This is a genomic window from Algibacter mikhailovii, assembly GCF_014651495.1.
Lineage (GTDB): Bacteria > Bacteroidota > Bacteroidia > Flavobacteriales > Flavobacteriaceae > Algibacter_E > Algibacter_E mikhailovii.
Map to the genome: position 1 here is coordinate 1 of NZ_BMWZ01000005.1, position 12,894 is coordinate 12,894.

A 12,894-nucleotide genomic window follows, 5' to 3' on the forward strand; every position below is an offset into this window, starting at 1 on the left:
TTTTTTTTTAGTTCCGCCACAGATTTATAGCCAAGATCTTCGGCAGCTACTTCTAGATAGGAATCTAATACCAATGCATCAAGATCCTTTTTAAGAAGTAGTTTTTTAAGCTGTTCAATTTCTTTTTGAAGGGTTTTGATTCTAGATATTTCGTCTTTTGTTTCCACTTTTACTCTGGTGTTCATTAAGTCTTTACGATTATACTTTTTAATCCACTCATTAACGGTTGTAGGTGCAATAGAGTAGAGTTTACAAAGTTCGCTCTTTGTGTGATTACCACTGCTAAGTTCGTCTAAAATTTTCAGTTTAAAAGGTTCTGAATACCGTCTGATTACTTTGTCATTTTTGTACATAATGTTTAAAATTATGTAGCCTTTATTCAGGACGGGTCACAATGAATGGCAACGTTGTTGTGTATGGTTAGTTGCGTGTTTGAGCAACTAATTTAGCAAACAAAAACGAACGAAAGAAAATTCCGAAGGAATTTTCAAAATAAGCACTTGCCCAAGCAATTAATTATACATGTTGTTGGCAACAGTTTTAATTATTCAGGTTACAGTATGTGGTTTAAATCTTGTCTTCCGACAATTGCCATTATTTCAACGACGTCGTTATTTATTTTGTAGTAAATACTATCTATTCCGCAAACACATCTTCTGTAGTCCTTTTTTATATAATCAACTGACTCGAATGAAAAAGGTCTTTGGGTTATAATTTCAAAATATTCAAAGAATGATTCAAAATATTTATCCGCTTGAGTAGTTCCAAATTTTTTAACTCCATAGTGATGAATTCGGATTAAGTCATTTTTAGCTTCATTACTTAAGCGATATTTAGCCATTCATTAGAGTTTTTGATTGGGCTAAAATTTCATTTTTTGATTCGCTTGTAAATCCGCTATTTTCAGCTTTTTCCAATTTAGTTCGTACCCAATCAATTTCGACTTGTTGTTTTCTAGCTTGTCTAATTAAATCGTTTACTAATTCGCTTTTGCTTGAATATTCTTTTCCATTGACTTGGGCTTTAAGCCATTCGTCGTTAGGTTCTGTAAATGATATACTTTGTCTTGACATAATTTAATTATTTGGTGTAAATATACATCAATTACGAATCATTTCCAAATTGTTCCCAACAATTGGATATAGACAATTGTCTATATCCACATTATATACTTTCAAATTTAAAGAATAATATTACAAATTGAAATTATAATTTAGTGTTTTTGCATTCAGCAAGAACAATCAGTATCTATATTTAGAAAAAGTTAATTATTGGTAATAGTCGTAGGAGCTTTTTTTGACATGAGGGTGAATTTCAGAAGGAATTGAATGGGATTTAGATTTTGGAGGGTTTTGGATTGGAGTTTTTATACTCAACATTATTCCCAATGCATAAAAATTTAGAAAAGCATCTTGAAAGTATAAGGGCAAATAGTATTATTTCATAGAAATAAAAAAAGAAATAATTATTATCATTTTTCAGTTTGGAATATCAATTTAGCAATCTCTTTTATTGGATTTTTGGTCTTAATTTTAGCTAAATGACGTTTTTTTGGAAAATAAAGTTGCTGGTGTTAATTGTATTTAAGCTGTTTTAATGTTGTTTAATTTGAACAAGTTATCGCAGAAACGCAAACATTTTCGGCAAAAAATCGGAAAAACAAAACGTAAAAAAACCGTAATTTTCTGTTAGCTAGATAATTACGGTTTAATTCAGTACTCAAGGTGGGAATCGAACCCACACTCCCGAAAGAACTGGATTTTGAATCCAGCGCGTCTACCAATTCCGCCACTTGAGCATTTCGGAAAGCAAAAATATATATTTTTTCGAGATAATTCATAAAAATAATGGGCAATATACTTTTTAGGTTGAAATAAATGCATAAATTTGCACCTCGTTAAAAATCAAGCGTGTTTTCGCGCTCTAAAACAACAAGTTACCTATGCCAATTGTTATTACAGAAGCTAAAATTTTTGCATGTACACAAAGTAAAATTCTTGGTGAGAAAATAGCCAAAGCCTTTGGTGCTGAATTAGGCAATGTAATTACCTCTACTTATAGTGATGGTGAATTCCAACCGTCTTATGAGGAGTCTATTCGTGGTACTAGAATTTTTATTATTGGCTCTACCAATCCTGGTCCTGAGAATTTAATGGAAATGTTGTTGATGATTGATGCTGCAAAACGGGCTTCGGCAAGACATATTACTGCTGTCTTACCGTATTTTGGATGGGCTAGACAAGACAGAAAAGATAAGCCACGTGTGCCTATTGCTGCAAAATTGGTTGCAAAAATGTTAGAGGCTGCAGGTGCCACACGTATTATTACTATGGATTTGCACGCTGATCAAATTCAAGGCTTTTTTGAAAAACCTGTAGATCATTTATTTGCTTCTACAATTTTTCTGCCTTATTTGAGGTCTTTGGATTTACCAAATTTAACTATAGCTTCACCAGATATGGGGGGGTCAAAACGTGCTTATGCCTATTCTAAAGCGTTACAAAGTGATGTAGTCATTTGTTACAAACAACGCGCTAAGGCCAATGTGATTTCTCATATGGAACTTATTGGTAATGTTGAAGGCAAAAATGTGGTGTTGGTAGATGATATGGTAGATACCGCAGGAACGTTAACTAAAGCTGCCGATTTAATGATGGAGCGCGGTGCATTAAGTGTTAGAGCTATTTGTACGCACCCTATTCTTTCGGGTAAGGCTTATGATAATATAAACAATTCAAAATTAGAAGAATTAATAGTTACAGACTCAATACCTGTTAAACCTTTAAGTGATAAAGTTAAGGTGTTAACGTGTTCTAATTTATTTGCACAGGTGATGGAGAAAGTACATAATAACCAATCTATTAGTTCAAAATTTGTGATGTAAGTCGCAATCAAAGAAGTGTATTAATTTAAATATAAATAAATAAAAATGAAATCAATTACAATTAACGGATCTCAAAGAGAAAGCGTAGGCAAAAAGGCAACTAAGGCCTTACGTAATGCTGGTCAGGTTCCTTGCGTATTATACGGAGGAGATAAGCCAGTGCATTTCTCTGCACCAGAATTAGCTTTCTCTAAACTTGTATACACGCCTAATGCGCATACAGTTGTGATTAATTTAGATAGCGGTGAAACTTTAAATGCTGTACTTCAAGACATTCAATTTCACCCTGTAACTGATAGAATCTTACACATAGATTTCTACCAATTATTTGAAGATAAAGAGATTGCTTTGAATATTCCTGTAAACCTTGTTGGTAACTCAAGAGGTGTTAAAAACGGTGGTGTTTTAAGAAGAAACAACAGAAAATTACGTATCAAAGCGCTTCCTGCTAACTTACCTGATTTTATTCAAATCGATATTTCACCACTTAAAATTGGTGATAAAGTATCTGTTGCTGATATTCTAAATGACGATTACACATTCTTACATTCAGACAATACTGTAGTATGTCAAGTAAGAACATCTAGAACTGCGGTTGCAGAAGATGATGAAGATGAATTAGAAGAAGGTGCAGAAGCTGCTGAAGCAGCTGAAGCAACGGAATAGACTTAATTCTCAATTAAATATTTAAAGCATCCTGCATATTTCAGGATGCTTTTTTATTTTTACAAATAGACACTTTTGTGTGGCAATACTTAAAACCATTTTTTAGAATTAACACGCGCATAAAAGACGTAAATGCCATGAAGAAATTTTTAATAGTAGGTCTAGGCAATATTGGTGAGAAATATGAAAATACACGCCATAATATTGGGTTTAAGGTTTTAGATCATTTTGCAAAACAAGAAGGCCTAACCTTTGAAACTCAAAAATTAGGGGATATCGCCACCTATAAACTTAAAGGAAGAACCTTTATTTTTTTAAAACCGAATACCTACATGAACTTAAGTGGGAAAGCCGTTTTGTATTGGTTAACAAAAGAAAAGATTCCTTTGGAGTCTTTATTAGTGATTACTGATGATTTAAACTTGCCATTTGGAAGCCTACGTATAAAAACTAAGGGAAGTGACGGCGGCCATAATGGTTTAAAGGATATTCAAGATAAATTGAATACTACGAAGTATAACCGTTTTAGGTTTGGTATTAGTGATGCTTTTAGTAAAGGAAGGCAAGTGGATTATGTTTTGGGTGAATGGACCTCAGAGGAGGATTTAAAACTTAAGGAGCGTTTAGAAAAATCTACTGAAATTATCAAATCGTTCGCATTGGCAGGCGTAAATAATACCATGAATTCCTTTAATGGAAAATAACTTAGTTCAGGCTACTGCACTATGATTTTCCGAGTAACCTGCCCAGTGCCATATGACGCTTTCAAAATGTATAAGCCAGATTGTACCTGGTTTAGTATGATGCGTTCATCAAAATCTGTTATGCCTTGATATACATTCCGGTAAACTAAACGACCTCTAAGATCATATACATCTATAGAGATATCGTTTTCTGCAGGGTTGTATAATTTAATGTTGAATGTCCCAGTATTTGGGTTAGGAAATAATGCAAACGCAGCAGGTTCTAGCGAGGGTTCAGTGCTAAGCGGTATTTCGCTAGTTTGACAAATTTCAACAAACCAAGAATTTAAAGTGCCAGCATCACCAGGTTCAAAGTCACCTAATTGTATGGTCCAATGGCCTGACGTATTTTCATCATTTACTAGGGCTAATAAATCATTAGAAGACCGAAATCCTACATTAGTTGAGCTGTTCAAACAATTATACGGTAATGCATCATCATCATAAACAGATACCATGTTCATTTCATTACTACAATCTTTATGATTTTTCAATAGCACCTGTGTGTTGGAAGGGCTTAACAACGCAATCTCTAAATCACCAATATATGAATGTGATACATTTATACCAATATTAACATCTGTAATGATGTTTGATTCACTGATAGTAATACGATGTGATTCTGTAAACCCTTTACCATTATCTGTTATGGTTATACCCAGGTTATCAGCTGAACGGTATTGCACACAAGTGGTATTTATTTCATAATTAATAGCAAAGTCATGTGTGTTTATGGCATAAAAAACATGATTTGTTGGTTCAATTAATAACCTGCAATAAGGGGCAGCAATATTAGGAACAGTAAAACTATAACTCCCAGAATTAGCAATGTTTGTGGCCAAAGTGGTTGTGTAGGTTGCTCCGCCATCGGTAGAGAGCAGAATATTTACTGTAGATGCCCCTGATAAATTGTTTGTATTATTAACGTTCCAAGTAATGGTTTCTGTCTGACCACTCGCCCATAAAATAGCTTCATTATTTTGTGATGTCACTTCAAATGGTCCGTAGGCGTCATCAAATGTAACTCGCATATCGTCGTGAGTATTATTTGCGCCACCAGGTCTATTGTCTCTTACCGTTAACCTAAAATCTGCAGTTCTGCTTACATTAGGTATTTTTTCCCATTGAGTAGCATTGACACCGTATTTTAAATCTGATAATTTAGGGAAATACCTGGTGTTGTCAAGAACAGCTGGGAAGGACCGGAATAAAACCGAATTAGAGTTTGAAGAATTGGGGTTAGGGTAGGTGGTCGCGGCATTATCCTCATTAATTTGTTCCCAACAAAAAGTAACCGAATCCCCGTCAGCATCATTTCCTGCCCCAACAAGTTTAAAGGCTGTACTTACGGGCAATATTAAATCATCACCGGCGCTTACTGTTGGTGTCGTATTTCCAGTATCAATTATAGTAGCACAGGATGTACCTTTAACAAAAGTGCTTATTTGCTGAATGGATATGGCATGAAAATATGTGTCGCTATGCAGTTGTAGGTTTGTTGAACCTGTAATACCCGCGTACCCCATAATGGTTGAGCCTCCTCCGGGCTCCATTTGAACATTTCTACCATCGTTGCCATCATGGGTCCAGGTATGCGAGGCTCCAAATTGATGTCCTATTTCATGGGCTACAAAATCAATATCAAAATTAATACCGCTGGGGTTTGAACTTGTAGAATAGGCTGAGCCTTTATGATTTCTAGACGGATAAGAGCCACCATTGTTACACACACAGCCAATGCATCCAGCATCACCAGTACCATTACCAGAGCTATCATTAATACCTGCTAATAAATGGCCAATATCATAATTGACTTCTAATATCTCGGTGTCTAACGTTGTTGCTAATTGACTATTATAACGTCCTAAGCTAGTATACGGATCTGTGTTAGGGTTTAAATAAATAACTTTATCGTTCGTGGGAATGAGCTGTAAAGACACGTTTAGGTCATTTTCAAAAACGGCATTTACATTGGTTAGCGTCGCATTTAATGCCGCATTTACTGAGGCTAAGGTTCCGCCATTGGTTTGTGCATATTCTCCTGTTACAGAAATAGCGATCTTGTAAATTCGTTTTTTACTATCATCAGCATCCTTTATACCACTAGATTTTAGGGCTTGTTTGAGACTGCCAGCTATACTATTGCATTGAAATAAATTGTTTTCTAGTAAATTAGATTTATTAGAAACAAGTAACTCATTGGGGTGTCCTTTTACAGGCTCATAGACTACTGTTTCCTTTTCACCTAACACCATCCCAGATAGACCATGGTACGGCGAGAAACTAAAACGGATATGGTCTTGTGCTTTATCAATACCATAGCCAATGTATGATTTTATTTCAGGATATTTAGCTTGTAATTCGGGGTGCATAACCGGAGCTTCAACAATACGATAGCGCATTAATTCACCTTGCGTATTCGGGAAACTCATTATGGTATTGGTCTTCGTATTATTTTGAGATATTAAAGTCTTTGATAAGGCTTCAGAAAAGACCTCTTGATTTATTTGGTAAAGATTGGCCTTGCTTGAAACCAGCTTATTGCTATTAGATTTTTGAGCTGTCTTTTGATTGCCTATTTTTACAAAAAAGTTGTTTTGGGCAAACCCAGAAAACACAAACAAAAATATTGCGGTTGTTAAAACATAATGTAGTTTTGTTTTCATAAACAGATGTTGGGCAATTTTATTGGTCAAATATAAGAATATCAAATGTTTTAACTGTTTTAAATTATTTTACTCATGACATGCGGAAGGTAAAGGATATTGAAACTTATAAGTCTACTAAGCCAACAGTGGTAACTATTGGTACTTTTGATGGGGTTCATATTGGACATCAAAAAATTATAAACCGATTAATTAATACGGGAAAACAAGAGGGTTTAAAATCTGTAATTCTTACTTTTTTTCCGCATCCCAGAATGGTTTTACAAAAGGATTCTAATATAAAACTTATTAATACCATCAAAGAGCGCCATGATATTTTAGATGATTTGGGCTTAGATTTATTATTGATTAAAAAGTTTACGCATGAGTTTTCAAGACTTTCAGCAGAAGATTTTGTTAAAGAGATTTTGGTAGATAAAATAAATGCTAAAAAGGTCATTATTGGCTATGATCATCGTTTTGGCAGGAATAGAAATGCCGATATAGATGATCTTAAAAAGTATGGCGAAGCCTATGGTTTTGAAGTTGAAGAAATTTCGGCTCAAGACATCAATGATGTTGCTGTAAGCTCCACTAAAATAAGAGTGGCATTGCATGAAGGGGATATACAAAAGGCAAATGCCTATTTAGGTTATAATTTTATGTTGTCTGGAAAGGTAACTAAAGGCAGAGGTCTTGGTAAGGAACTTAACTTTCCAACAGCAAATTTAGATATTGATGAAGACTATAAAATCCTACCCAAACAAGGGTCTTACATCGTTTGTTCAACCATTGAAGATATTGTGGTCTATGGGATGATGAACATAGGAATGAATCCTACCGTAAACGGCCAGGCACAAACTGTTGAAGTTCATTTTTTTGAATTTCAAAAGGATATTTATGGAGAAAGTATTCAAATTGACCTGTTGCATCGTATTCGTGATGAACAAAAATTTGAATCGGTTGAAGCTTTGAAACAGCAATTAGCAAAAGATAGAGCAACGGCATTAGATTATATTTCTAAGCATCATGCTCAATAGAATTTTATTTAAACATATAGATAATTCGTCATTAGTTATATTTAGAATTATTTTTGGGTTATTATGTTTTTTAGAATCTGTTGGTGCCATATTTACGGGCTGGGTAAAGCGAACCTTAGTAGATCCAGAATTCACATTTAATTTTATTGGTTTTGAGTTTTTGCAACCCCTTCCGGGCAATGGTATGTATTACTACTATGCCATAATGGGGGTTTTTGGTTTATTAATCATGGTTGGTTTTAAATACAGATTAAGCATGATTAGTTTTGCTTTAATGTGGTCTGCTACTTATTTAATGCAAAAATCATCTTATAATAATCATTACTACTTATTAATCCTCCTTAGTGGGTTAATGGTGTTTTTACCTGCTCATAAACAGGCTTCTGTAGATGCGTTAAGGCATCCCGAACTAAAAAGGGATTCCATGCCGCAATGGTGTCAATATGTAATTATTTTACAGCTTTTTATAGTCTATACGTATGCATCACTTGCCAAACTATATCCAGATTGGTTAGATGCTACTGTTGTTGCTAATTTGATGCGCGGGAAGCAAAATTATTTTTTAGTAGGCGAGATGCTTCAGCAAAAATGGTTCCACTACTTCTTGGCTTATGGGGGTATTCTGTTTGATGGGTTAATTGTTCCTTTATTATTGTTTAAACCTACTAGGAAATATGCGTTTTTTACATCCATATTTTTTCACCTGTTTAATTCGTTTGTATTACAAATTGGGATTTTCCCTTACTTATCATTAGCATTTACCTTATTCTTTTTTCCTGCAGAACAAATTCAAAAACGTTGGCTTAAAAAGAAACCATTTTATGCAAAGGGAGAGGTCATTATTCCAAAAATGAGAACACCAATCATAATAGTGTTACTCATCTATTTTTGTATTCAAATTGGGTTGCCGGTAAGGCATCATTTCATTGAGGATGATGTGCTTTGGACCGAAGAGGCCCATAGGTTATCATGGCGTATGATGTTGCGAACTAAATCTGGATTTATAACCTATTGGGTTGAAAACAAAGCAACGGGGAAACGTTTCAAAATAGATTTAGACCATTATTTAAGTGCAAAACAAAAACGTTCGGCCAGTACAAAACCAGACGTAATTTGGCAGTTTTCAAAACGTTTAAAAGACAAGTTTAAAAAGGATGGCCAAGATGTGGCAGTTTATGTGCATAGCATGTTAAGCGTTAATGGTAAACCCTACAAACAGTTTATAAACCCTGATGTTGATATAGCTAGTGTTGAATGGGATGTTTTTAAACACAGTCCATGGATTTTACCATCAAAACAAGATTGATTATCTGCGTAATTCATTAAATTTGTCCCTTAAATTTTAAGACATGTTGCAAGTTGCCTTTATTAGAGAAAACAAAGAATTAGTTGTTGAACGCCTAGCAAAACGTAATATTAATGCGGTTGAAATGATTGGTGATGTGATAACTTTTGATGAGGACAGAAGACGTCTTCAAGCTGAATTAGATACCACATTGGCTGAGTCTAATAGATTGTCAAAAGAAATTGGTAATTTATATAAATCAGGGGCAGTTGAGGAGGCAAATGCTTTAAAAGAAAAAACAAGTCTTTTAAAAGACAGTTCTAAAGAACTTGCTGAATTGTTGAACAGCAAAACCGAGGCTTTAACGGAGTTGCTCTATAAGATACCCAATATACCCAATGAGATCGTTCCAAGAGGAAATTCTGAATTGGACAATGAAGAAATATTCGCTGCTGGTGATGTGCCAAAATTACATAGTAAGGCCTTGCCACATTGGGAGTTGGCTAAGAAGTATGATATTATAGATTTTGAATTAGGTAATAAGATTACTGGAGCCGGTTTTCCCGTTTATAAAGGTAAGGGTGCTCGATTACAACGTGCTTTAATTGCTTATTTTTTAGATAAGAATACCGCTGCGGGTTATACAGAATATCAGTTGCCATTATTGGTAAATGAAGCCTCAGGAATAGGTACGGGGCAGTTGCCTGATAAGGAAGGCCAGATGTATCATGTTACTGAAGATAATTTATATTTAATACCAACAGCTGAAGTGCCAGGGACCAATATCTTTAGAGATGTGGTTTTAGGAGAAAGTGAACTTCCTGTTTGTATTACCGGATATACACCTTGCTTTAGAAGAGAGGCAGGGAGCTATGGCGCTCATGTGAGAGGTTTAAATAGGTTACATCAGTTTGATAAGGTTGAACTTATACGAGTTGAACATCCCAGTAAATCTTATGAAGCTCTAGATGGTATGGTAGATCACGTAAAGGACATCTTAAAAGAACTAAAACTGCCATACCGTATTTTACGCTTATGTGGCGGAGATACCTCTTTTGCTTCTGCATTAACCTATGATTTTGAGGTGTTTTCAACCGCACAAGATAGATGGTTAGAAATTTCATCAATATCTAACTTTGAAACCTTTCAAGCCAATCGATTAAAGCTGCGTTATAAAAATAAGGATGGTAAAAATGAATTGGCGCATACCCTTAATGGAAGTTCTTTAGCCTTGCCAAGAGTGCTTGCAGGGATACTTGAAAACTATCAAACGGAGGCCGGTATTGTAATTCCGGACGTATTACAATCTTATACTGGTTTTTCTATTATTGATTAAGCTGTTTTTAAAATAAAAACTAAAGTTAATTCTTACATATATAGGTTTTTAGGTTTAAATAATCGTTGAAATGCATGTTTTTGACGCTGTTTAACGAAATTATGATGATTTCTTCGTGTTTTTGGTAAAAAATATTGAAGTTAGCAGGAGTAAATTGTTAAACCTACTAACCATGAAGAATTTTAAACGTCTACTTTTAATAATTGCTTTAGTGTTTGTTGCTAGTAAAGTATTGTCCTCAGATTTTGAATTAATCAAATCTGAAGATAATAATACTGCGATTGTAAGCAAATAGGGATTTTATTCAAAAGTACCATTCTTGATGCAACCTGAATTTTTTTTGACATAGTCATTCTTGTCTTTTTACGAGATTTTAAAGACTGTCCCCAATCGAGTGTTTAATTAACAGTAGTTAATAAAGATTTATTATTGGTTGGTTTGTGCCCGAATTTTATTCGGGCCTTTTTTATAATAATATTTAGAAATACAACATACTACATTTGTTATATTTACCATATGCGATTTCTATTCATATTATTTTTACTAGTTTCTACAAAAATATTGGCCCAAGGCGATATTATTGCCAAGAATTATTTTAAAAAGGGCGATTATGAAAAAGCACTAATTGAGTACAAAAAGCTCTATGCTAATTCGCCTTCAAACATGACTTACATTAAACAAATAGTCAATTCATATGAACAATTAGAGCAGTATGATGAAGCTGAAAAATTTCTTAAAGCTTTAATAGCCCGCGTACAGTATCCTGCCTTTTATGTGGAATTAGGACATAATTATCAACTTAAAAACGATTTGGAAAATGCCGAAATTAATTATCAGAAGGCATTATCAAGTATAGATGATAAAGTCACTAATGTATTTACTGTGGCTAGAGGTTTTCAAGACCATTCGCTCTTAAATGAAGCTGCCGAGGCCTATGAAAAGGCCATGCGCCTAAAACCAGATTTAAATTTTAACGTGCAGTTGGCTCAAATTTATGGAGAGCAGGGAGATATTGAAAAAATGTTCGATAGCTATATGAATTATGCTCTAATTAATCCCCTTGCGTCAGATGATGTGAAACGAGCAATAAACGATTTTATAAGTGAAGACGCCTACAATGAGAACAATATTTTGCTCAGAAAAATTTTGTTAAGTAGGCTACAAAAAGAACCAAATGTTATTTGGAATTCGTTTTTGAGTTGGCTTTTTATTCAGCAAAAGGATTTTAAAAAGGCTTTTGTACAAGAAAAAGCTATTTTTAAAAGAGAGCAGAAGAGCTTAGATAGGATCCTAGAATTAGCTGCTATTGCGGCTAATGAAAATGATACAGACGTTGCTAAAACTATTTATAACTATGTTATTGATACTGCTCAAGACCATGAAATACAACTAAAGGCACATTATGATTTATTGCAATTGGAAATTAAAAGCAGTTCAAAAAGCAATTATAGTACCTATAACGCAGCGTATTTGAACTTGCTAGATACCTTTGGACGCAACGCAGAAACCTTAGAATTACAATTGTCTTATGCGCATTTTTTGGCTTTTTATTTGGGTGAAACAAATGAGGCCATATCCTTTTTAGAAGAGAGTTTAAAGCAACCGCTTAGTAGGACAGAAAAGGCCCGTGTGAAACTAAAGCTGGGCGACGTGCTAGTTTTAAAGGAACAGTTTAATAAAGCACTGATTTACTATACGCAAATTCAGCGTAATCTTAAAAACAGCACGATTTCTCAAGAAGCACGTTTTAAAGTGGCCAAAACCAGTTATTATAAAGGAGATTTTAAATGGGCAGAATCTCAACTTAAAATTCTGAAAGCTTCAACATCTCAGCTCATAGCCAATGATGCCCTAGCATTGAAATTATTAATATCAGATAACAAATATGAAGATTCACTACAAACAGCTTTAAAACTTTATGCTAAAGCTGATTTATTATCATTTCAGAATAGAAATGAGGAAGCCATAACGTTACTTGATAAGATATTAGACGAACATAAAACAGAGCCCATAGTCGCACAAGCGCTATATAAGCAAGCCAAGTTATTTGAAATTGAATTGGAGTTCAAAAAAGCGGCAGTTAACTATGAAGCCATCATATCAAATTTTAGGGATGGTGTGTTAGTTGACGATGCCTATTTTTATTTGGCTGAAATATATGAGAAACAGCTCAATAAGCCTGAACAGGCGAAAATGTTATATGAAAAAATAATTTTCTATCATGCAGACAGCATCTTTTTTGTCGATGCCAGAAAACGCTATAGAACTTTGCGTGGAGATGCCATAAATTAGAAA

At 34.3% G+C, this 12,894-nt stretch carries 11 protein-coding genes and 1 tRNA gene; 7 read left to right on the plus strand and 5 right to left on the minus strand.

What is annotated here, in order from left to right:
- From IE051_RS11140 to IE051_RS11155, 4 genes are all read right to left on the minus strand, one after another.
- The coding region (locus IE051_RS11140) for a transposase (protein ID WP_189360877.1) at positions 1–353 on the minus strand (353 nt) is incomplete at its 3' end.
- Between the two features lie 200 nt (positions 354–553).
- Positions 554–841, minus strand: coding sequence for a type II toxin-antitoxin system RelE/ParE family toxin (locus IE051_RS11145; protein ID WP_189360878.1), 288 nt, complete (start codon positions 839–841; stop codon positions 554–556).
- On the minus strand, positions 834–1,073 hold the full coding sequence (locus tag IE051_RS11150; RefSeq protein WP_189360879.1) for a ribbon-helix-helix domain-containing protein: 240 nt from the start codon (positions 1,071–1,073) through the stop codon (positions 834–836). The genes IE051_RS11145 and IE051_RS11150 overlap by 8 nt, the downstream gene beginning before the upstream one ends.
- Positions 1,074–1,716: 643 nt before the next feature.
- Positions 1,717–1,798, minus strand: a tRNA-Leu gene (locus IE051_RS11155).
- A 144-nt stretch (positions 1,799–1,942) separates the two neighbouring features.
- Between IE051_RS11155 and IE051_RS11160 the strand changes: the two genes are divergently transcribed.
- The 3 genes from IE051_RS11160 (at position 1,943) to pth (ending at position 4,254) form a co-directional block, all read left to right on the plus strand.
- Positions 1,943–2,884, plus strand: coding sequence for a ribose-phosphate pyrophosphokinase (locus IE051_RS11160; RefSeq protein ID WP_189360880.1), 942 nt, complete (start codon positions 1,943–1,945; stop codon positions 2,882–2,884).
- Positions 2,885–2,929: 45 nt separating this feature from the next.
- A complete protein-coding gene (locus IE051_RS11165; protein ID WP_189360881.1) occupies positions 2,930–3,550 on the plus strand; it encodes a 50S ribosomal protein L25/general stress protein Ctc in 621 nt (206 codons plus the stop codon).
- A gap of 137 nt (positions 3,551–3,687) precedes the next feature.
- Positions 3,688–4,254, plus strand: coding sequence for an aminoacyl-tRNA hydrolase (pth, locus tag IE051_RS11170; RefSeq protein ID WP_189360882.1), 567 nt, complete (start codon positions 3,688–3,690; stop codon positions 4,252–4,254).
- Positions 4,255–4,265: 11 nt separating this feature from the next.
- On the opposite strand, the gene IE051_RS11175 is transcribed toward pth, so the two are convergent.
- Positions 4,266–6,959, minus strand: coding sequence for a zinc-dependent metalloprotease (locus IE051_RS11175; protein WP_189360883.1), 2,694 nt, complete (start codon positions 6,957–6,959; stop codon positions 4,266–4,268).
- Positions 6,960–7,039: 80 nt separating this feature from the next.
- Here IE051_RS11175 and IE051_RS11180 point away from each other — a divergent pair, with 80 nt between their 5' ends.
- The 4 genes from IE051_RS11180 (at position 7,040) to IE051_RS11195 (ending at position 12,891) form a co-directional block, all read left to right on the plus strand.
- Positions 7,040–7,978, plus strand: a complete 939-nt coding sequence (locus IE051_RS11180; protein ID WP_189360884.1) for a bifunctional riboflavin kinase/FAD synthetase — start codon at positions 7,040–7,042, stop codon at positions 7,976–7,978.
- Positions 7,968–9,284: an HTTM domain-containing protein gene (locus IE051_RS11185; protein ID WP_189360885.1), complete on the plus strand. Its 1,317-nt coding sequence runs from the start codon at positions 7,968–7,970 to the stop codon at positions 9,282–9,284. The genes IE051_RS11180 and IE051_RS11185 overlap by 11 nt, the downstream gene beginning before the upstream one ends.
- Positions 9,285–9,327: 43 nt before the next feature.
- Positions 9,328–10,599, plus strand: coding sequence for a serine--tRNA ligase (gene serS, locus IE051_RS11190; RefSeq protein WP_189360886.1), 1,272 nt, complete (start codon positions 9,328–9,330; stop codon positions 10,597–10,599).
- 516 nt (positions 10,600–11,115) lie between these two features.
- Positions 11,116–12,891: a tetratricopeptide repeat protein gene (locus IE051_RS11195; protein WP_189360887.1), complete on the plus strand. Its 1,776-nt coding sequence runs from the start codon at positions 11,116–11,118 to the stop codon at positions 12,889–12,891.
- Positions 12,892–12,894: the final 3 nt, after the last annotated feature.